Origin of the sequence: Pseudomonas sp. PDM15, assembly GCF_014851565.1 — a bacterium.
Lineage (GTDB): Bacteria > Pseudomonadota > Gammaproteobacteria > Pseudomonadales > Pseudomonadaceae > Aquipseudomonas.
This window is the reverse complement of the sequence record NZ_JACVAA010000003.1, coordinates 527,824-547,870: the sequence shown is the minus strand read 5'-3', so window position 1 is coordinate 547,870 and position 20,047 is coordinate 527,824. Positions and strand designations below refer to the sequence as shown.

Below are 20,047 nucleotides of genomic sequence, written 5' to 3'. Positions count from 1 at the left end.
CATGCTGAGCGACTTCCGTAACCGCCTGCGTGAGCATTCCGCGAAGAGCAAGGCCACTGCCGCGCCTGCCGAGATCGAGTCAAGCGTAATGCCGTGGGAGGTCGTGCAGCCTGCTGAAGTCTACGAGACGCGGACCCAGCTCAACCCCACGGAGTGCGAGTGGCGCGAGAAGATTTACCAGCAATTGCTCAAGGTCATGGATCTGTCGCTGCTCGATTCGCTGGAACCGGCCGCGGCTACCCGGCAGATCCGCGAGATCTGCCAGCGTCTGCTGGATGAGCATTCGGCACCGGTATCGGCAGCCAACCGTCAACTGATCATCAAGCAGATCACCGACGAGGTGCTGGGGCTCGGTCCCTTGGAGCCGCTGCTGGCCGATCACAGCGTGTCGGACATCTTGGTCAACGGCTTCGCCTCTATTTACGTAGAACGCTTCGGCAAGCTACAGCGCACCGACGTGCGCTTCCGGGACGATCAGCATTTGCTGAACATCATTGATCGCATCGTCTCCAGCCTCGGTCGTCGCATCGACGAATCATCGCCGTTGGTGGATGCTCGTCTGAAGGACGGATCGCGGGTCAACGCTATCATCCCGCCGCTGGCCATCGACGGCCCCAGCCTGTCGATCCGTCGCTTCGCCGTGGACCTGCTCAGCGCCGACAGCTTGGTGCAGACGGGCACCATCACGCCGGCCATCGCGCTGGTGCTCAAGGCCGTGGTGCGCGGGCGCATGAACGTGCTGGTGTCTGGTGGTACCGGCACCGGCAAGACCACCATGCTCAACGTGCTGTCCAGTTTCATTCCGGACAATGAACGCATCGTCACCATCGAGGATTCGGCCGAGCTGCAGCTGCAGCAGCCGCACGTGGTGCGCCTGGAAACCCGGCCGTCGAACATCGAAGGGCGTGGCGAGGTGAATCAGCGCGAACTGGTGCGCAACAGCCTGCGCATGCGTCCGGACCGCATCGTCATTGGCGAGGTGCGTGGCGCCGAGGCGATGGACATGCTGACGGCGATGAACACCGGCCACGACGGCTCGCTGACCACCATCCACGCCAACACCCCGCGCGATGCCCTGGGGCGAATCGAGAACATGGTGTCGATGACTGGCGCGACCTTCCCGATCAAGGCCCTGCGTCAGCAGATTGCCTCGGCCATCGACCTGGTCATCCAGTTGGAGCGTCAGGAGGACGGCAAGCGTCGCCTGGTCAGCGTGCAGGAGATCAATGGCATGGAGGGCGAGATGATCACCATGACCGAGATCTTCACCTTCGAGCGCCGCGGCATCGGCGAGCACGGTGAGGTGCTCGGCGAATATCGCCCGAGCGGCATGGTGCCGGTATTCCGCGATGTGCTGACCAAGCGTGGCATCGAGCTGCCGCTGAATCTGTTCCGTCCCGACTGGATGGAGGCCCTGCAGTCATGAATCAGATTCCCAGCGAGTACATCTTCGCTTTCCTGGGCATGGTGTTCACCGCCGTGTTCCTACTCAGCCAGGGTGTGGTAGTGCCGGTGTTCGGTGAGGCCGGCAGGATGCGCAAGCGCATCCGCTCGCGCCTGCACCTGCTGGAGAACGCCAACAACCTGCCAAACATGCAGACCGTGTTGCGGCAAAAGTACCTCAAGCGCCTGTCACCCTTCGAGGCGATGCTGGAGCAGCTGCCACTGTTCGATGGCCTGGCGGCGCTGATCGAGCAGGCCGGTCACAACTATCGGGCCTATCGTGTCGTTCTGCTGGCGCTGTTGCTGGGGCTGACGGGGGGCGCGCTGGTGTGGCTGCTGCTCAATCTCTGGTGGGCCGCGCTGGCCCTCGGAGTGATGCTGGCCAGCCTGCCTTTTCTGAAGATCGCCAGTGATCGCAACCGACGCTTCGCCGCGTTCGAGGAGGGCCTGCCGGATGCGCTGGATGCCATGTGCCGCGCGCTACGGGCAGGTCACCCGTTCAGCGAGACATTGCGTCTGGTGGCCGAGGAGCACAAGGGGCCAGTGGCCCAGGAATTCGGTCAGACCTTCGCCGACATCAATTACGGCAACGACGTGCGCCGCGCCATGCTCGGCCTGCTCGAGCGCATGCCGAGCATGACGGTGATGATGCTGGTCACCACCATCCTCATTCACCGTGAGACCGGCGGCAATCTGACCGAGGTGCTGGAGCGCATCAGCGGGGTCATTCGTGGCCGCTTCAGATTCCAGCGCAAGGTAAAGACGCTTTCCGCCGAGGGGCGCATGTCCGCCTGGGTGCTGGTGGCCGTGCCGTTCGTGCTGGCCGGGCTGATTGCCGTGACCACGCCCAGCTACATGCCGATGCTGGTCAAGGACCCATTCGGCCAGCGTCTGGTGATAGCTGCATTCATCGCCATGCTGCTCGGCATCTTCTGGATTCGCCGGGTCATTCGGATCGATGTGTAGGAGGCTTTCATGGAGTTTCTTCTAGGGCTGCTCAATCGGGCGGTTGGTAACGAAGAGTTGGCTCGACTGCTGTTCATCGGCGCGATCACCCTCAGCGTGGTGTTGCTGGCGATCACCCTGGCACTGCTGTTGATGGGGCTGCAGGACCCGGTGCAGCGACGCCTGAGCATGATCAAGCGGGGGCATGGGGGTGCTGGCGTGGCCTATGCGCCGAGCAATCTGCAACTGCTGCTGGAACAGGTCGGTCAACGTTTCGTCAGCGCCGAACAGGGTAGTCAGTCCCCAACCAGGCAGCTGCTGACCCATGCCGGCTACCGCTCGGCCACTGCCGTGCAGGTGTACTGGGCCATCCGCCTGCTGCTGCCATTGCTGATGCTCGGAGTCGCCCTGCTGGTGCTGCCGCTGCTGGCCAAGGTGTCGTTGCAGACCGGGGCATTGATTACCGCCAGCGCTGTCGCGGTGGGTTGGCTGGTGCCGGCCATCTATGTCGACAAGCGCAAGGAGGCGCGTATGCGTCGTCTGCGCGCGGCCTTCCCCGATGCGCTGGATCTGATGGTGGTCTGCGTGGAGTCCGGCCTTGCGTTGCCCCAGGCCATGGAGAGGGTGGCCGAGGAAATGCTGGTCAGCCAGCCGGAGTTGGCCGAGGAACTGGCGCTGGTGAACGCGGAGATTCGTGCCGGCATTCCCAGTACCCAGGCGCTCAAGCACCTCGCGGAGCGCACCGGGCTGGAGGACGTGCAGGGGCTGGTCAGCCTACTGGCGCAGAGCATCCGCTTCGGTACCAGCGTGGCGGACACGCTGCGGGTGTATTCGGAGGAGTTTCGTGACCGCCGCACGCAGGCGGCCGAGGAGCAGGCGGCCAAGGTGGGAACCAAGCTGGTATTCCCGCTGATTCTGTGTCTCTGGCCTTCGTTCTTTCTGGTGGCAATCGGTCCCGTGATCATCGGGGTTCTCAGAACTTTCGGGAAGCTTTGACATGAACAGGAAAACAATGCTGTTGGTCATCTCGGTTGCCCTCTCCGGTTGCCAGGCCATGGGGCCGAAACAGGGAGGCGATCAATCATCGCTCTACAGTGGCCGCAACTCGGTGCTCTACCAGGTGCAGGAGCAGGCCGAGTCGCCGGAGCAGGCCATGCGCATGGGGGCAGTCGCCTACCAGGCCGGCGCCTTCGATCAGGCTCTGTACCAGTACCTGCGTGCCATCGAGCTGGACCCAGAGAGCTACGATGCCCTGGTCTGGGTTGGCCGCATTCATCGAGAGCGCGGTAACAATCACCTGGCCGAGCTGGCGTTCTCCGATGTACTGCACAACCAGCCCGACAACGCCATGGCCCTGGCCGAGATGGGGCTGCTGCAGCTGGCGATGCGTCGCCCTGGCGATGCCCGTGAGATGCTCGACAGGGCTCTGGCCGCCGACCAGAAGCGCCTGGGCGGTTCTGCCGCGCAGGCGCCGAGCGGGCTCAAGGTGGACGGCTCGTCGCCGCTGCGGGTGTACAACGGACTGGGTGTGCTGGCCGACCTGGACAATGACTTCGCCCGTGCGGCGCTTTACTACGGCCTGGCCCGGCAGATCGAGCCGCGCTCGCCGCTGGTAGCCAACAGCCAGGCCTATTCGGCGTATCTCGCCGGCAACTGGGCCGAGGCGGAAACCCTGTACCGGCAAGGCATCAGCTTCGATGGACGCTACGAGCCGCTGTGGCGCAACTACGGCCTGCTGCTGGCGCGCATGGGCCGCTACGAGCAGGCGCTGTCGACCTTCGAGCAAGTCGAAGGGCGCGCCGAGGCGAGCAATGACGTGGGTTACATCTGCCTGATCGAAGGCAAGCTGGATGTCGCCGAGCAGTTCTTCCGCAGCGCCATCGACCAGTCGCCGACGCACTTCGAGATGGCCTGGGAGAACCTGCGACGCGTGGAGCAGATACGCCGTCTGCGCCAGGACGGGGTAGGGCAGGATGCCGCTGCGGTCGAGACCTTCGCCGTGGTCCCTCGCGAGAAGCTGCAGGCTACTCCCTGAGCAGCCTGCAGGATCGGCTCAGGCCTGGTTGAGGCCGTCGACCAGGGCCTTGGCCGGCACCAGCTTGACCGCTTTCTTGGCGGCGATCTGGATCGCCTTGCCGGTGGACGGGTTGCGGCCGGTTCGCGCCGGGCGCTCGTTGACCTTGAGCTTGCCGATGCCCGGCAGGCTGATCTCGCCATCGTTCTCCAGGGCATCCGCGACTATGTCGCCGAGCTGGTCGAGCAGGGCGCGCACGTCGCTCTTCTGCAGATCGGTGGCTTCGGCGAGGTCGGAAATCAGCTGGTCTTTGGTGATGGCCATGGGGCACTCCGGTAGTTGGTTTTGGCCGGCAAGCTACCACAAAGCGGCTGCGTCTTGCCGATCGCTGCTTGCGCTCGGCGGGCCAGGCTTTCCCCGAGGCGGGGCAGGCTATTAGCGGCCCGGCCGCGCTGGGAAGTCCCCTACGGCCAGTCACGCGCGCAGTGTCTATGCTTGGTGGCATAACAATATTGCTGACGACCCCGCTGGAGATTGCCATGTTGCGCCTATTCGCCGATCTCGGGTTTCGCTGGAAGATCGCTCTGCCGATTCTGCTGTTGGCTGTGCTGCTGGTACTGATGGGTATGCTCGGGGTGATGGGCATCGGTCAGGTGGCTGACTCCAGCACGCGCCTGACCAACCGCTACCTGCCCGCCATCAGCCTGCTGCTGAATGCCGACCGCGACCTCTACCAGGCCTTCGTCGCCGAGCGCAGCTTGCTCGACGAAGCCGCCAGTGAGCATGCCGATGCGCTCAGGGCGGCCCATGCGGAGAACATCCAGCAGGCCTATGACCGGGTGCACAAGTACGCCGACATGCAACCGGGTGCCGAGGCGATGGCGCTGGTGAACAAGTTCGACAACGGCTTCGCCCAGTGGAAGTCGACTTCGGCCAAGGTACTGGAACTGGCCAGTAGCGATCCCGCCGCCGCCTCGCTACTCAGCTATGGCGACAGCGAGGCGCAGTTCGAGGCCATGCGCGATGCCATCGACAAGCTCGGTGAGCTGGAGGACGGCGAGGCCAACAGCGAAGGCAACGTGGCCATTGCCCTGGGTGAGGAGCGCAGCTGGCAGCAGGGCGGCATCACCGTGTTCGGCCTGCTGATCTGTGCCGTGCTGGTGCTGGGCTTCCCGGTGCTGGTGACCCGCCCGTTGCACAACCTGCTGCACCGCATCGAGCAGATCGCCGATGGCGACGGCGACCTGCGTGTGCGCCTGGATGTGCTGTCGCGCGACGAGCTGGGCAAGCTGAGTCATGCCTTCAACCGTTTCCTCGACAAGCTGCAGCCGCTGATCCGTGAGGTCGGTCGGGTCACTGGCGAGGTCGCCGACTCGGCCCAGACCCTGGCGGGAATGGCGGCGGCCAACGATCGCCTGATCAGCAGCGAGCATGCGGCGGTGGATCAGGTCAGTACCGCCGCCACCGAGATGAGCGCGGCCGTGCACGAGGTGGCGCGCAACGCGCAGAACGCTGCGGATGCCGCGCGAACCGCCGAGGTGCAATCGCGTGAGGGCGCCGAAGTGGTCGGTGCCACCATTCATGCGATTCGCCAACTGGCCCATGAGGTGGAGAGCGCCTCCAGCACTATCCAGACCCTGGAGCAGGAAACCGCCAATATCGGCGCCGTGCTGGCGGTGATCAAGGGCATCGCCGAGCAGACCAACTTGCTTGCGCTGAATGCCGCCATCGAGGCGGCGCGGGCCGGCGAGCAGGGGCGCGGGTTCGCCGTGGTGGCCGACGAGGTGCGCGCCCTGGCCGCGCGTACCCAGGACTCGACCAAGGACATCCAGCAGATGATCGAGCGCCTGCAGTCCGGTGTGCAGAATGCGGTCAAGGCCATGCACTCGGGTAGCGCCAAGGCTCGTGACAGCGTCGAGCGCGCGGCAGGGGTGGACGATGCGTTGTCGGCCACCGGCGACTCGGTGGCGCGGATCAACGACATGGCCGCGCAGATCGCCAACGCCTGCGACGAGCAGAGCAGCGTGACCGAGGAGATCGCCCGCAATATCAGCGATATCCGCGACCTGTCCAACGAGGCGGCGCAGACTTCGGAGCAGAGCACCCAGGCCAGTGCCCGGTTGTCCGAACTGTCCCACGGGCTGGCGCAGCTGGTCGGGCGTTTCCGCGTCTGAGCCGGTAGGGCGCGTCTAAGTGGTTGTAACTTCTCGGTTTGCCAGTACAATAGCTCGGCCCGTAGCCTGACGGGCTGCGTTATGGTGGTCCCATCGGTCCCCCCGCAACGATTACCCGTCAACCTGGTCAGGTCCGGAAGGAAGCAGCCACAGCGGGGACATCGTGTGCCGGGGTGTGGCTGGTGGGGCCGCCTCCATAATCCGCTCGGATTGTGTACTTCTTCCTACTTCCCCTTCTTCTCATATCTGCCTGAATGGCGGCGATGACGTGCGTGTGGCATAGCTACGCCATTGGGGTCGTAATCGGGCCGAGCAAAGGCAAAGTCGCATTATGTTGTTTTAATAACAAGATAAATCTGTTTTTACTGGCTTTGTCTTTGTTGTAGTCTGCTTCGGTTTGTATAAAAACAAGATATTCAGCCGGAGTTGATTCCATGCATCCGCGTGTTCTTGAGGTCACCGAACGTCTGATCGAGCGCAGTCGCGCCACCCGCGAGCGCTACCTGGCGATGATCCATGCGGCCGCCAGCGAAGGGCCTGTGCGCGGCAAGCTGCAGTGCGCCAACTTCGCCCACGGGGTTGCCGGTTGCGGCAGCGGCGACAAGCAGCGCCTGCGCCTGATGGACTCGGCCAACGTCGCCATCGTCACCGCCTACAACGACATGCTCTCGGCACATCAGCCCTATGCGCTGTACCCGGAGCAGATTCGCCAGGCCTTGCGCGACATCGGCTCGGTCGGCCAGGTCGCCGGTGGCGTGCCGGCCATGTGCGATGGCGTGACCCAGGGCGAGCCGGGCATGGAGATCGGCATCGCCAGCCGCGAAGTGATCGCCATGTCTACCGCGGTGGCGCTGTCGCACAACATGTTCGACGCCGCGGTATTTCTCGGTGTCTGCGACAAGATCGTGCCCGGCCTGCTGATGGGCGCGCTGCGCTTCGGCCACCTGCCGTCGCTGTTCATTCCGGCCGGGCCGATGCCATCGGGGCTGTCGAACAAGGAAAAGGCCGATGTGCGCGAGCGCTACGCCGAGGGCAAGGCGACCCGCGATGAGCTGCTCGAGTCGGAGATGAAGGCCTACCACGCGCCGGGCACCTGTACCTTCTACGGCACTGCCAACACCAACCAGATGCTGATGGAAATGATGGGCCTGCACCTGCCGGGCTCGTCCTTCGTCAACCCGAACACACCGCTGCGCGACGCCCTGACCGTCGAGGCGGCGCGCCAGGTCACCCGTCTGACCAAGCAGGGCGGCACTTTCCTGCCGCTAGGCGAGATCATCGACGAGCGCGTGCTGGTCAACTCCATCGTCGCGCTGCACGCCACCGGCGGCTCGACCAACCATACCCTGCACATGCCGGCGATTGCCCAGGCTGCCGGTATCCAGCTGACCTGGCAGGACATGGCCGATCTCTCCGAGGTGGTGCCGACCCTGGCCCACGTCTACCCGAACGGCAAGGCCGACATCAATCATTTCCATGCTGCCGGCGGCGTGGCGTTCATGGTTCGCCACCTGCTGGACGCCGGGCTGCTGCATGAAGACGTCAACACCGTGATGGGCCGCGGCCTGCGCCGCTACACCCAGGAGCCGTTCCTCGAGGACGGCCAACTGGTATGGCGGGAAGGGCGCAGCGAGAGCCTGGATGAGAGCATCCTGCGTCCGCTGCAGCGGCCGTTCTCCGCCGAGGGCGGGCTGCGCGTGATGGTCGGCAATCTCGGGCGCGGGGTGATGAAGGTCTCCGCCCTGGCGCGCGAGCACCAGGTAGTCGAGGCGCCGGCGCGGGTGTTCCACGACCAGCAGGAATTGGCCGATGCCTTCAAGGCCGGAGAGCTCGAGCGCGATCTGGTGGCCGTGATGCGCTTCCAGGGGCCGCGCTTCAATGGCATGCCCGAGCTGCACAAGATGACGCCGTTCCTGGCCGTGCTGCAGGACCGCGGCTTCAAGGTAGCGCTGGTCACCGACGGGCGCATGTCCGGCGCCTCGGGCAAGGTGCCGGCGGCGATCCATGTCTGCCCCGAGGCCTATGATGGCGGCCCGTTGGCGCGGGTGCGCGACGGTGACATGATTCGCGTCGATGGCGAGTCCGGCACCCTGCAGGTGCTGGTCGATCCCGTCGAGCTGGCGGCGCGCGAGCTGGCGACGCCGCCTGGCGGGCAAGGCGTGGGCTGCGGGCGCGAGCTGTTCGCCTTCATGCGTGCCTCGTTCAGCTCGGCCGAACAGGGCGCCAGTGCATTCACTTCGAATCTGGAGACGCTGCGTTGAAACTGGCTTTGGTGGGGGATATCGGCGGGACCAATGCGCGCTTCGCCTTGTGGCGTGACGAGCAACTGGCCTCGGTGCGGGTGCTGGCGACTGCCGACTTCGCCACGCCGGAGCAGGCGATCAGTCGCTACCTCGATGACCTCGGCCTGGCACCGGGCAGCATCGGCTCGGTCTGCCTGGCGGTGGCCGGGCCGGTGGGCGGCGAGCATTTCCGCTTCACCAACAATCACTGGCGCCTGAGCCGTGGTGCGTTCTGCGAGGCGCTGCAGGTCGATGAGCTGCTGCTGGTCAACGACTTCACCGCCATGGCCCTGGGCATGACCCGCGTGGCCGAGCACCAGCGCATACAGATCTGCCCCGGCGTGGCCGAGCCGGGCAGCCCGGCGGTGGTGATCGGGCCGGGCACCGGCCTGGGCGTCGGCACGCTGCTGCCGCAGGGCGAAGGTCGCTGGCAGGCGTTGCCGGGCGAGGGCGGGCATGTCGACCTGCCCATCGGCAGCCCTCGCGAGGCGCAGCTGTGGCAGCAACTGTTCAATCAGCTGGGGCATGTGCGCGCCGAGGATGTGCTCAGCGGCAATGGTCTGCTGCAGTTGTATCTGGCCATGTGCACGGTGGACGGCCATACGCCGCTGCTGAATTCGCCGGCGCAGATAACCGCCGCGGCGCTGGCCGGCGAGCCCCTGGCGGTGCAGGTGCTGGACCAGTTCTGCGCCTGGCTCGGCCGGGTGGCCGGCAACAACGTGCTGACCCTCGGCGCCCGCGGCGGCGTGTACATAGTCGGCGGCGTGGTGCCGCGTTTCGCCGCGTTCTTCCAGGGCAGTGGTTTCCAGCGCGCCCTGTCCAGCAAGGGCTGCATGAGCGGATACTTCGAGGGTGTTCCGGTATGGCTGGTGACGGCCGAGTATCCTGGCCTGGAAGGTGCCGGCGTAGCATTGCAGCAACACCGGTAAGATCAGCACTGCCTCAACAAGAGCAAGAACAAGGACGGCGGACGTGAGCCAAGCCGGAAAATCCATCCTCCTGGTCGATGACGACGAGGAAATCCGTGACCTGCTGCAGGTCTATCTCAGCCGCGCCGGCTTCCAGGTGCGCGCCGTGGCCGATGGCGCTGCGTTCCGCCAGGCCCTGGGCGAAGTCATCGCCGATCTGGTTATCCTCGACGTGATGTTGCCCGACGAGGACGGTTTCAGCCTGTGTCGCTGGATGCGTCAGCACCAGCGCTTCGCCCAGGTGCCGATCATCATGCTCACCGCCAGCTCCGACGAGGCCGACCGGGTCATCGGTCTGGAACTGGGCGCCGACGACTACCTGGGCAAGCCCTTCAGCCCGCGCGAGCTGCAGGCGCGGATCAAGGCGCTGCTGCGCCGTGCCGGTTTCGGCCAGGAGCGTGGCGCGGCCGAGGTGCTGGCCTTCGACGAGTGGCGCCTGGACATGGTCAGCCACCGGCTGTTCCACCTCGATGGCGAGGAAGTGATTCTCTCCGGCGCCGACTTCGCCCTGCTCAAGCTGTTCCTCGATCACCCGCAACAGATCCTCGACCGCGACACCATTGCCAACGCCACCCGTGGCCGCGAAGTGATGCCGCTGGAGCGCATCGTCGACATGGCGGTCAGCCGCCTGCGCCAGCGCTTGCGCGATACCGGCAAGGCGCCACGGCTGATCCGCACCGTGCGCGGTTCCGGCTACCTGCTCGCGGCCAGTGTCACTGCGCATGCCGGCGCTGCGCTCTAGGCTGCGCCGGCTGCTGCCGGTACCGCGCTCGCTGCTCGGGCGCATGCTGCTGCTGACCCTGCTGGTGGTGCTGGTGGCTCAGGCGCTGTCGAGCCTGATCTGGGTCTCGCAATTGCGCGCCAGCCAGATGGACGGCCTGCTGACCAGCACGCGCAGCCTGGCCCACTCCATGTCCGCCAGCGTCAGCTACTTCCGCTCGCTGCCACTGGGCTTTCGGCCGATGGTGCTGGACCAGCTGCGCAGCATGGGCGGCACGCGCTTCTTCGTGTCGCTCAACGACAAGCCACTCGATATGCAGGTGCTGCCGGAGACTCCGCGCAAGCGCGCGGTGCTGGCCGAGGTCGACGCCGTGTTGCGGCAGAACCTGGGGCGCAATGTCGACCTGCTGGTGCAGTTCGTCAGCCCCGAGGACCTGCGTATCTTCAATGGCGAACTGAAGCTCGACGAGGTGCCGCGCTCCTGGGCGCACTACGCGCTTAGCCTGGAGCCGCTGAACCCGCCGGTACTGGTAACGCAGATCCAGATCGCGCCGAACGAGTGGCTGTACCTGGCCTCGCTGATGCCGGCACCCTACGTCAGCCTGGAGGACGAAGGCCTGCCGATGCAGCAGGTGTGGTTCATCTTCCTCACCAGCAGTTTCCTGCTGCTGTTCATCGGCATCCTCGTGCAATGGCAGAGCCGGCCGCTCAAGCGCCTGGCCTCGGCGGCGCGGGAAATGTCGCTGGGTGCCAGCGTCGAGCCGGTGGAGGAGGCGGGCGGCAGCGAGGTGATCGAGGTCAGCCGTGCCTTCAACACCATGCGTGAGCGCATCAGCCGCTACCTGAGCGAGCGCAGTCAGCTGTTCAGCGCGATTTCCCATGACCTGCGCACGCCGATCACGCGTCTGCGCCTGCGTGTGGAACTGCTCGAGGACGAAGCCCTGCAGGCCAAGTTCAGCCGTGACCTGGACGACTTGGAGCTGCTGGTCAAGGGCGCGCTGCAGTGCGTGAAGGACACCGACATCCACGAGAACATCGAGCAGGTCGATCTCAACCACCTGCTGCACGGCCTGATCGAGCCTTACCTGGGCAACGGCCAAGTCACCTTGCAGGGCGCGGCCCAAGGCAGTTACCCGGGCAAGCCGCTGGCCTTACGGCGCTGCATCGGCAACCTGGTGGACAACGCGCTGAAGTACGGCCAGCGCGCGCACCTGCATATCGAGGACGACCGCACCGCCTTCGTCCTGCATGTCGATGACGAAGGACCGGGCGTGCCCGAGCAGCGCCTGGAGCAGGTGTTCGAGCCGCATTTCCGCCTCGCCGGCCAGCAGCAGGGCTACGGCCTGGGCCTGGGCATCGCACGCAGCCTGGCGCACAGCCATGGCGGCGAGGTGACCCTGCAGAACCTGCGCGAGGGCGGCCTGCGGGTGACGCTGCGACTGCCGCGCCTGGTGGCCTGATTTGCCTTGCTCTCGTCCGCGGCGGCGGCCGCCGGTTCTCTCTTCGATGCTGCCGCGCGGCCGCTCCTCCGCCCGTTCTGTGCTGCGCGTCGTCAAGTCATCTGGGCATGCCACCATCCGGATACAAATGCCGCGCTTATGTAACCGTTCGGTGACGTTCGCGCATCCCTTTGTTACCCGCCGCGAAACGCGGCGTGGTTAGACTCAATGCAAGCGCAAGCACCATGACTTGCACGGGCATAACAACAATAAAGGTACTTCCATGAACGCGATCTCCCGCCTGGCCGTTGTCGTTTCCCTCGCCTCGTTGTTCCCTCTTTCCGCCCTTGCCGGTGAAGTCGAAGTCCTGCACTGGTGGACCTCGGGTGGCGAAAAGCGCGCAGCCGATACGTTGCAGAAACTGGTCGAAGACAAGGGCCACACCTGGAAAGACTTCGCCGTTGCCGGTGGTGGTGGTGAAGCCGCCATGACCGTGCTGAAGACCCGCGCCGTGTCCGGCAACCCACCGTCCGCCGCGCAGATCAAGGGGCCGGACATCCAGGAGTGGGGCGAGCTGGGCCTGCTCACCGAGCTGGACGAAGTGGCCAGCGAAGGCAAGTGGGACAGTCTGCTGCCCAAGCAGGTCGCCAGCGTCATGAAGTACGACGATCACTACGTGGCCGTGCCGGTCAACGTGCACCGGGTCAACTGGCTATGGATCAACCCCGAGGTGTTCAAGAAGGCCGGCGCCACGCCGCCGACCACCCTCGACGAATTCTTCGCCGCCGCCGACAAGCTCAAGGCCGCCGGTTTCATCCCGCTGGCCCACGGCGGTCAGCCCTGGCAGGACGGCACCGTGTTCGAGGACCTGGTATTCGCCATCCTCGGCCCGCAGGGCTACCACAAGGCCTTCGTCGAGCAGGACAAGGCGACGCTGACCGGCGACAAGATGGTCGAGGTCTTCGCCACCCTGAAGAAGCTGCGCGGCTATATCGACGCCGATGCCGCCGGTCGCGACTGGAACACCGCCGCGGGCCTGGTGATCAACGGCAAGGCCGGCATGCAGATCATGGGCGACTGGGCCAAGAGCGAATGGACCGCCGCCGGCAAGGTCGCCGGCCAGGATTACCAGTGCCTGCCGTTCCCCGGCACCCAGGGCAGCTTCGCCTACAACATCGACTCCCTGGCCATGTTCAAGCTCAGCGACGACGACAACCGCAAGGCGCAGAACGACCTGGCGCGCACCGTTATGTCGCCGGAGTTCCAGCAGTTCTTCAACCAGAACAAGGGCTCCATCCCGGTCCGCCTGGACCAGGACATGAGCAGCTTCGACAGCTGCGCCCAGCAGTCGATGAAGGACTTCAAGGAGGCCGCCGCCGGTGACGGCCTGCAGCCGAGCCTGGCCCACGGCATGGCCGCTTCCAGCTACGTGCAGGGTGCGGTGTTCGACGTGGTCACCAACTTCTTCAACGATCCGGCCGCCGATCCGAAGAAGGCTGCCCAGCAACTGGCTGCCGCCATCGAAGCGGTGCAGTAAGGCGCCCGCGGCCGTCGCCTAGACGGCCGCTGTCGTAAGGCGGGCCCGGCCCGCCGTTTCCCTGGTTTTCGATTCCGAGTGCATGCCTCGCGGCATGCGCTGTGGGAGCGGTCGCGCCGATTTTCTGCCGGTGCGCACCGTGTAGGGCGGGGTCACCCGCGTTTTGCAATACCGATGGAGATGCGGGCTGCACCCGCCCTGCATCCATGCCACGGAGTCATTCATGAGTTCTATCGCAGTTTTCGCCAAGGCGTCGCCGTTCGACGCGCTGCAGCGCTGGCTACCCAAGCTGGTGCTGGCGCCGAGCGTGCTGATCGTGCTGGTCGGCTTCTACGGCTACATCCTGTGGACCTTCCTGCTGTCCTTCACCAACTCGCGCTTCATGCCCAGCTACAAGTGGGTGGGCCTGCAGCAGTATGAGCGCCTGCTGGACAACGATCGCTGGTGGGTAGCCAGCCACAACCTGCTGGTGTTCGGTGGCTTGTTCATCGCCATCAGCCTGGTGCTCGGCGTGCTCCTGGCGGTGCTGCTGGACCAGCGCATCCGCCGCGAAGGCTTTATCCGCACCGTCTACCTGTACCCCATGGCGCTGTCGATGATCGTCACCGGCACGGCCTGGAAATGGCTGCTCAACCCAGGCCTGGGCCTGGACAAGCTGATGCGCGACTGGGGCTGGGAAGGCTTTCGCCTGGACTGGCTGGTGGACCCTGACCGGGTCGTCTACTGCCTGGTGATTGCCGCCGTGTGGCAGTCCTCGGGCTTCGTCATGGCGCTGTTCCTCGCCGGTCTGCGCGGCGTCGATCAGTCGATCATCCGCGCCGCCCAGGTCGATGGCGCCAGCCTGCCGACCATCTACCTGCGCATCGTGCTGCCGAGCCTGCGCCCGGTGTTCTTCAGCGCCCTGATGATCCTCGCCCACATTGCCATCAAGAGCTTCGACCTGGTGGCGGCGATGACGGCCGGTGGCCCCGGTTACTCCTCGGACCTGCCGGCGATGTTCATGTACGCCCACACCTTCACCCGCGGCCAGATGGGCCTTGGCGCGGCGAGCGCGATGCTGATGCTCGGCGCCGTGCTGGCGATCATCGTGCCGTACCTGTATTCCGAACTGAGGAACAAGCGCCATGACTAGCCGTGCTTTCAGCCTCAGCCGGGCAGCGGTCTACGCCACCCTGATCGTCGCCTGCGCGGTCTACCTGGTCCCGCTGCTGGTGATGCTGCTGACCAGCTTCAAGACGCCCGACGACATCCGCACCGGCAACCTGCTGTCGCTGCCGGACGTGTTCACCCTGATCGGCTGGGTCAAGGCCTGGGACAGTGTCGGCGGCTACTTCTGGAACTCGGTAAAGATCGCTGTGCCGGCGGTGCTGATCTCCACGCTGCTCGGCGCGCTCAACGGCTACGTGCTGTCGATGTGGCGCTTCAGGGGCTCGCAGCTGTTCTTCGGCCTGCTGCTGTTCGGCTGCTTCCTGCCGTTCCAGGTGGTGCTGCTGCCGGCGTCCTTCACCCTCGGCAAGTTCGGCCTGGCCAACACCACCGCCGGCCTGGTGTTGGTGCACGTGGTGTACGGCCTGGCCTTCACCACGCTGTTCTTCCGCAACTTCTACGTCAGCATCCCGGACGCCCTGGTGCGTGCGGCACGCCTGGATGGCGCGGGGTTCTTCACCATCTTCGGGCGGATCCTGCTGCCCATGTCGGTGCCCACGATCATGGTCTGCCTGATCTGGCAGTTCACCCAGATCTGGAACGACTTCCTGTTCGGCGTGGTGTTCGCCAGCGGCGACAGCCAGCCCATCACCGTGGCCCTCAACAACCTGGTCAACACCAGCACCGGGGCCAAGGAATACAACGTCGACATGGCCGCCGCGATGATCGCGGGCCTGCCCACCCTGCTGGTCTACGTGCTGGCCGGCAAATATTTCCTGCGCGGGCTCACGGCCGGCGCCGTCAAAGGCTGAGGTAACGATCCATGGCAACCCTTGAACTGCGCAACGTCAACAAGTGCTATGGCAGCGGCCTGGCGGACACCCTCAAGGACATCGAGCTGTCGATCGATTCGGGCGAGTTCCTGATCCTGGTCGGCCCGTCCGGCTGCGGCAAATCCACCCTGATGAATTGCATCGCCGGTCTGGAGGACATCAGTGGCGGGGCGATCCTGGTCGACGGTGCCGACATCAGTGGGCAGAGCCCCAAGGATCGCGACATCGCCATGGTGTTCCAGTCCTACGCGCTGTACCCGACCATGACCGTGCGCGACAACATCGCCTTCGGCCTGAAGATCCGCAAGATGGCGCCGGCCGACATCGACGCCGAGGTGGCGCGGGTGGCCAAGCTGCTGCAGATCGAGCACCTGCTCACGCGCAAGCCCGGCCAGCTGTCCGGTGGCCAGCAGCAGCGCGTGGCCATGGGCCGGGCGCTGGCGCGGCGGCCGAAGATCTACCTGTTCGACGAGCCGCTGTCGAACCTCGACGCCAAGCTGCGCGTGGAGATGCGCACCGAAATCAAGCTGATGCACCAGCGCCTGAAGACCACCACGGTCTACGTCACCCACGATCAGATCGAGGCCATGACCCTGGGCGACAAGGTGGCGGTGATGAAGGACGGGGTGATCCAGCAGTTCGGCACCCCGCAGCAGATCTACAACGACCCGGCCAACCTGTTCGTCGCCAGCTTCATCGGTTCGCCGCCGATGAACTTCATCCCGCTGCGCCTGCAGCGTCGCGACGGCCAGGTCTGGGGCCTGCTGGACTCCGGCCAGGCCCGTTGCGAGCTGCCGCTGGGCGCGCTGGAGGAGGGCATGGAGAGTCGCGAAGTGATCCTCGGCGTGCGCCCGGAGCAGATCCAGCTGGCCGGCGGCAGCGAGCTGCCCTCAATCCGCGCCGAGGTGGAAGTCACCGAGCCGACCGGACCGGACACCCTGGTGTTCGTCAGCCTCAACCAGACCAAGGTCTGCTGCCGCCTGGCGCCCGATGCGGCGCCGCAGGTGGGCGACAGCCTGGTCCTGCAATTCGATCCCGACAAGACCCTGCTCTTCGACGCGCAAAGCGGTGAGCGGCTGGGCCTGCCGGGAAAGACCCGCGCCAGTGAGCGAGCGACAAACGTCGCGCGCTTCATCGGGCGCTGAGAACCTGCCTTGGATCTGCTGCGCGTCGGAAAAACTGCGTTGAAAGCGGCTTCGGAATGCTCATTTACCGTTCGTAAACTCCGCTTCCTCAGCCGCGTTCGCCTGGTTTTTCTCTAGCTTGCGAGATCCAAGACAGGTTCTGAAAAATGACCCGGGCGCGGGCTGCCGTCTCTCTGCGCGCCGGGTTGGCTATCCAGGCAATACAACAATAAAAACCTGTGGAGTGGATATGAACGCAACGAATAGAGGTTTGTGGCTGGTCCCCTGCGCGCTGCTGGCGCTGCCCGGAGCTTCCTGGGGTGTGGAGCTGGCGCCCGGCACGGAGTTCACCGGCTACGTGCGCAGCGGTGCCGGCGGCTCCGTGGAAGGTGGCTCGCAGGCCTGCTTCCAGCTGCCCGGTGCCCGGTCCAAGTACCGCCTCGGCAACGAGTGCGAGCAGTACGCGGAGCTGGATCTGCGCCAGGACTTGCTGACGCTGGACGACGGCTCGCAGATCAGCGTCGAGGGCATGGCCCAGCTGTACAACGAGTACGGCCACACGCCCAAGTTCACCGGTGACTACGGCTTCGCGCGGATGAACCAGATGTACGCCGAGTGGAGCAACATGTCGGCGCTCAATGGCGGCTCGCTGTGGGCCGGTCGCCGTTTCTACAAGCGTAACGACATCCACATCTCCGACTTCTACTACTGGAACCAGAGCGCCACCGGTTTCGGCCTGGACAGCGTGAAGATCGGCGACCTCAAGTACAGCTACGTGTTCTCGCGCAAGGACGACTACTTCCAGGAGCCGTACATCAATCGCCACGACTTCAACGTCGCCGGGTTCCAGACCAACCCCAATGGCGAGATGGAGGTCGGCGTCAGCTACATCGACAAGCCCGACAGCACCGATGCCCACAGCGGCTGGTCGGTCACCGCGCAGCACAAGCAGAAGGAGTTCCTCGGTGGGGTCAACACCTTCGCCCTGCAGTACGGCGAGGGCCCGGGCACCGGTCTCGGCTACACCGGCGATCCGACCCTGGACAGCAGCGCCACCAGTTGGCGCGCGGTGGAGTTCTTCGACTTCCAGCTGACCCCGCGTCTGGGTGGCCAAGTCGAGCTGGTGTACCAGAAGGACAAGCGCGATGACGGCGCCGACCAGAACTGGCTGTCCGTGGGCGGCCGTGCCAGCTATGCCATCACCGAGGAGTTCAAGCTGGTCGGCGAGATCGGCCGCGATCAGGTGGAGGCCCCCGGCGGCACCCGCAAGCTGACCAAGTTCACCGTCGCCCCGACCTGGGCGCCGGCCGGTCCGGGCTTCTGGACCCGCCCGGAAGTGCGCCTGTATTACACCTATGCCAACTGGAACGAGGCGGCGCAGCGCTCGGCGAGCCAGCTCGCGGCGGGTTCGGCCCTGTCCGACAGCGGCGTGTTCGGCGACGATCTGCACGGCTCCAACTTCGGCGTGCAGGTGGAGTACTGGTGGAAATGACCGGGCAGGAGTGGCGTCGTCGTGGCCGTTGAGCCACACCACGCGCCTGTCGGGCGCAGCGCGCTGGCGGAGCATCCGCTGGCGGCGCTGTTCCGTTTTCCGTCGCGCCAGGTGTTCCGCTGGGACAGACATCAGGGGCGCGACATTCTGCTGATCGACCATCCGCTGTGCCAGGCGGTGTTCAGTCGGCAGGGTGGCCAGTTGCTGCACTTCCAGCCCCGCGGGCAGCGCCCGTGGCTGTGGTGTGCGGCGCACTGGCACAACCTCGGCGCCATTCGCGGCGGGGTTCCGGTGTGCTGGCCGTGGTTCGGTCGGCATCCCAGCGAGAGCGGCTGGCCGCACCATGGCTGGGCGCGGCTGAATGACTGGCGGCTGGTCAGCAACGAAGCGGACCGGGACGGCGTGCAGCTGTTGTGGCGCCTGGAGCTGTGTGACTGGCGGGTGGAGCTGACGGCCCGCCTTGGCGCGGATCTGGACCTGCAGCTGATGACCCGCCACGGCGACAGCGAGGCCTGCCAGCTCAGCCATGCCTTGCATGCCTACTGGGCGGTCAGCGATGTGTCGCGGGTCAGCCTGAGCGGCCTGGACGGGGCGCACGGGCGCGATCTGCTGTTGCGCGAGCCGTGCCGGCAGGAGGGGGAGCTGCGGGTGGCCGAAGCCTGCCATCGGGTGTTTCGTCAGGCGGGAGTCCTGCACCTGCAGGACCTGGCGTGGCAGCGACGCCTACGCATCGATACCGGCGCAGGCCCCAATTGCGTGGTCTGGCACCCCGGTGGCCGGCCGCTGGCCGAGGTGTCCTGGCGCGAGGCGCTGGGCTTTCTCAGTGTGCAGGTGGCCGGCTGTGGCGACGACAGCCGGACCCTGCAGCCCGGCGAGGAGGCGCTGCTCAGCCTGCGCGCCAGGCTGGAGCAGGGGTGAACCCCGGGCGTCCGGGGGTGGTCTCCTGACTATCGATCATGCGCAGTCGGTCTGGGTGCGCAGAGGGTTGTTCAGTCGGCTTCGCCGTCGCTGGGGAAGCGGCTGGCGTTGAGGCTTTCCTTGATCTTGCGCAGGTGCGGATGGAAGTCCACGCCGCGGCGCAAGGTCATGCCGGTGGCCAGCACGTCGAGCACGGTGAGCTGGATGATGCGCGAGGTCATCGGCATGTAGATGTCGGTGTCTTCGGGCAGCGGGATGTTCAGGCTCAGGGTGCTGGCCTTGGCCAGTGGCGAGTCGGCAGCGGTCAGGCCGAGCACCGAGGCACCGTTCTGCCGCGCCAGGCGCGCCACCTCCACCAGCTCGCGGGTGCGGCCGGTGTAGGAAATGATCACGAACAGGTCACCCGTGTGCGCCACCGACGCCAGCATGCGCTGCATCAGCACATCGGAATGGGCGGACACGGCGAGGTTGAAGCGGAAGAACTTGTGCTGGGCGTCCAGGGCCACCGAGGCGGAGGCGCCGAGGCCGAAGAAATGGATCTGCCGGGCCTGGATCAGCAGATCCACGGCGTGGCTGATCAGCTGTGGGTCGAGCTGTTTGCAGGCACTGTCCAGCGAGGTGATGGCGCTACCGAAAATCTTGCTGGTGTAGGCCTCCGGGCCGTCGTCGGCCTCGACCGCGCGGCTCACATAGGCCGCGCCGCTGGCCAGGCTCTGCGCCAGTTGCATCTTTAGCTCGGGGTAGCCGCTGACGCCGAACGAGCGGCAGAAGCGGTTGACCGTCGGCTCGCTGACCTGGGCCTCCTGGGCCAGGGTGGCGATGCTGTAGCGCGTGGCTTGCTGCGGGGCGGCGAGGATCACTTCGGCGACCTTGCGCTCGGCCTTGTTGAGTTCGCCAAGGCGGTTCTGGATCTGCTCCAGCAGGTTGTTCACGCGGTCCATGTCGGTTCCTGGGAGGGGACTGCAATCGGACGCTTATCGTACTGAGCGCCCCGGTGTCCGGCCACCGGTAT

17 protein-coding genes, 1 other RNA gene and 1 pseudogene are annotated in these 20,047 nt (G+C 65.7%); 17 read left to right on the top strand and 2 right to left on the bottom strand.

Annotated elements, in window-relative coordinates; genetic code table 11:
• Nucleotide 1: 1 nt before the first annotated feature.
• The 4 genes from IB232_RS10465 to IB232_RS10450 are packed head-to-tail and all read left to right on the top strand — an operon-like array spanning nt 2 to nt 4,423.
• Nucleotides 2-1,426 carry a CpaF family protein gene (locus IB232_RS10465; protein WP_192398431.1) on the top strand — a complete coding sequence of 475 codons (1,425 nt, stop codon included), beginning with the start codon at nt 2-4 and terminating at the stop codon, nt 1,424-1,426.
• Nucleotides 1,423-2,409: a type II secretion system F family protein gene (locus IB232_RS10460; RefSeq protein ID WP_192398430.1), complete on the top strand. Its 987-nt coding sequence runs from the start codon at nt 1,423-1,425 to the stop codon at nt 2,407-2,409. Before IB232_RS10465 ends, IB232_RS10460 begins: the two co-directional genes overlap by 4 nt.
• A gap of 9 nt (nt 2,410-2,418) precedes the next feature.
• Nucleotides 2,419-3,384, top strand: a complete 966-nt coding sequence (locus IB232_RS10455) for a type II secretion system F family protein (protein WP_192398426.1) — start codon at nt 2,419-2,421, stop codon at nt 3,382-3,384.
• A 1-nt stretch (nt 3,385) separates the two neighbouring features.
• On the top strand, nt 3,386-4,423 hold the full coding sequence (locus tag IB232_RS10450) for a tetratricopeptide repeat protein (RefSeq protein ID WP_192398425.1): 1,038 nt from the start codon (nt 3,386-3,388) through the stop codon (nt 4,421-4,423).
• 18 nt (nt 4,424-4,441) lie between these two features.
• Here IB232_RS10450 and IB232_RS10445 read toward each other — a convergent pair whose 3' ends face one another.
• Entirely contained in the window at nt 4,442-4,726 is a 285-nt protein-coding gene (locus IB232_RS10445) for an HU family DNA-binding protein (RefSeq protein WP_192398423.1), read from the bottom strand.
• Between the two features lie 167 nt (nt 4,727-4,893).
• On the opposite strand from IB232_RS10445, the pseudogene IB232_RS23930 reads away from it, so the two are divergent.
• The 13 genes and pseudogenes from IB232_RS23930 to IB232_RS10385 all read left to right on the top strand — a co-directional run.
• Nucleotides 4,894-5,718: pseudogene (locus IB232_RS23930) on the top strand (MCP four helix bundle domain-containing protein); the annotation flags it as partial.
• A 78-nt stretch (nt 5,719-5,796) separates the two neighbouring features.
• A complete protein-coding gene (locus tag IB232_RS23925; protein WP_412547727.1) occupies nt 5,797-6,576 on the top strand; it encodes a methyl-accepting chemotaxis protein in 780 nt (259 codons plus the stop codon).
• 91 nt (nt 6,577-6,667) lie between these two features.
• An RNA gene (gene ffs, locus IB232_RS10435) (signal recognition particle sRNA small type) lies at nt 6,668-6,764 on the top strand.
• Between the two features lie 246 nt (nt 6,765-7,010).
• Entirely contained in the window at nt 7,011-8,837 is a 1,827-nt protein-coding gene (gene edd, locus IB232_RS10430; protein WP_192398421.1) for a phosphogluconate dehydratase, read from the top strand.
• Nucleotides 8,834-9,787 (top strand): glucokinase, encoded by a 954-nt coding sequence (locus IB232_RS10425; RefSeq protein ID WP_192398420.1) that lies wholly within the window; start codon nt 8,834-8,836, stop codon nt 9,785-9,787. The genes edd and IB232_RS10425 overlap by 4 nt, the downstream gene beginning before the upstream one ends.
• Nucleotides 9,788-9,830: 43 nt before the next feature.
• Nucleotides 9,831-10,568, top strand: a complete 738-nt coding sequence (locus tag IB232_RS10420; protein WP_192398419.1) for a response regulator — start codon at nt 9,831-9,833, stop codon at nt 10,566-10,568.
• Nucleotides 10,549-12,006, top strand: coding sequence for an ATP-binding protein (locus IB232_RS10415; RefSeq protein WP_192398418.1), 1,458 nt, complete (start codon nt 10,549-10,551; stop codon nt 12,004-12,006). The genes IB232_RS10420 and IB232_RS10415 overlap by 20 nt, the downstream gene beginning before the upstream one ends.
• A 262-nt stretch (nt 12,007-12,268) precedes the next feature.
• The gene (locus IB232_RS10410) at nt 12,269-13,522 is read left to right on the top strand and encodes an ABC transporter substrate-binding protein (protein ID WP_192398417.1); all 1,254 of its coding nucleotides are present in this window, start codon (nt 12,269-12,271) and stop codon (nt 13,520-13,522) included.
• A gap of 223 nt (nt 13,523-13,745) precedes the next feature.
• Nucleotides 13,746-14,654 carry a carbohydrate ABC transporter permease gene (locus tag IB232_RS10405; RefSeq protein WP_192398416.1) on the top strand — a complete coding sequence of 303 codons (909 nt, stop codon included), beginning with the start codon at nt 13,746-13,748 and terminating at the stop codon, nt 14,652-14,654.
• Complete coding sequence (locus IB232_RS10400) at nt 14,647-15,480, top strand: carbohydrate ABC transporter permease (RefSeq protein ID WP_192398415.1); 834 nt, start codon at nt 14,647-14,649, stop codon at nt 15,478-15,480. The genes IB232_RS10405 and IB232_RS10400 overlap by 8 nt, the downstream gene beginning before the upstream one ends.
• A gap of 11 nt (nt 15,481-15,491) precedes the next feature.
• Nucleotides 15,492-16,646, top strand: coding sequence for an ABC transporter ATP-binding protein (locus IB232_RS10395; RefSeq protein WP_192398414.1), 1,155 nt, complete (start codon nt 15,492-15,494; stop codon nt 16,644-16,646).
• Between the two features lie 229 nt (nt 16,647-16,875).
• On the top strand, nt 16,876-18,117 hold the full coding sequence (locus IB232_RS10390) for a maltoporin (protein WP_192398413.1): 1,242 nt from the start codon (nt 16,876-16,878) through the stop codon (nt 18,115-18,117).
• Between the two features lie 63 nt (nt 18,118-18,180).
• The gene (locus IB232_RS10385; protein ID WP_192398732.1) at nt 18,181-19,035 is read left to right on the top strand and encodes a D-hexose-6-phosphate mutarotase; all 855 of its coding nucleotides are present in this window, start codon (nt 18,181-18,183) and stop codon (nt 19,033-19,035) included.
• 71 nt (nt 19,036-19,106) lie between these two features.
• Here the strand turns inward: IB232_RS10385 and IB232_RS10380 are convergent, their stop codons facing one another.
• Nucleotides 19,107-19,967, bottom strand: a complete 861-nt coding sequence (locus IB232_RS10380; RefSeq protein ID WP_192398731.1) for a MurR/RpiR family transcriptional regulator — start codon at nt 19,965-19,967, stop codon at nt 19,107-19,109.
• Nucleotides 19,968-20,047 lie beyond the last annotated feature (80 nt).

What these genes read in the sequence shown, in the direction of transcription:
- IB232_RS10465 (WP_192398431.1), top strand. Translation starts at nt 2, where the DNA reads ATGCTGAGCGACTTCCGTAACCGCCTGCGTGAGCATTCCGCGAAGAGC.
- IB232_RS10460 (WP_192398430.1), top strand. Translation starts at nt 1,423, where the DNA reads ATGAATCAGATTCCCAGCGAGTACATCTTCGCTTTCCTGGGCATGGTG.
- IB232_RS10455 (WP_192398426.1), top strand. Translation starts at nt 2,419, where the DNA reads ATGGAGTTTCTTCTAGGGCTGCTCAATCGGGCGGTTGGTAACGAAGAG.
- IB232_RS10450 (WP_192398425.1), top strand. Translation starts at nt 3,386, where the DNA reads ATGAACAGGAAAACAATGCTGTTGGTCATCTCGGTTGCCCTCTCCGGT.
- IB232_RS10445 (WP_192398423.1), bottom strand. Translation starts at nt 4,726, where the DNA reads ATGGCCATCACCAAAGACCAGCTGATTTCCGACCTCGCCGAAGCCACC.
- IB232_RS23925 (WP_412547727.1), top strand. Translation starts at nt 5,797, where the DNA reads ATGGCGGCGGCCAACGATCGCCTGATCAGCAGCGAGCATGCGGCGGTG.
- edd (WP_192398421.1), top strand. Translation starts at nt 7,011, where the DNA reads ATGCATCCGCGTGTTCTTGAGGTCACCGAACGTCTGATCGAGCGCAGT.
- IB232_RS10415 (WP_192398418.1), top strand. Translation starts at nt 10,549, where the DNA reads ATGCCGGCGCTGCGCTCTAGGCTGCGCCGGCTGCTGCCGGTACCGCGC.
- IB232_RS10410 (WP_192398417.1), top strand. Translation starts at nt 12,269, where the DNA reads ATGAACGCGATCTCCCGCCTGGCCGTTGTCGTTTCCCTCGCCTCGTTG.
- IB232_RS10405 (WP_192398416.1), top strand. Translation starts at nt 13,746, where the DNA reads ATGAGTTCTATCGCAGTTTTCGCCAAGGCGTCGCCGTTCGACGCGCTG.
- IB232_RS10400 (WP_192398415.1), top strand. Translation starts at nt 14,647, where the DNA reads ATGACTAGCCGTGCTTTCAGCCTCAGCCGGGCAGCGGTCTACGCCACC.
- IB232_RS10395 (WP_192398414.1), top strand. Translation starts at nt 15,492, where the DNA reads ATGGCAACCCTTGAACTGCGCAACGTCAACAAGTGCTATGGCAGCGGC.
- IB232_RS10390 (WP_192398413.1), top strand. Translation starts at nt 16,876, where the DNA reads ATGAACGCAACGAATAGAGGTTTGTGGCTGGTCCCCTGCGCGCTGCTG.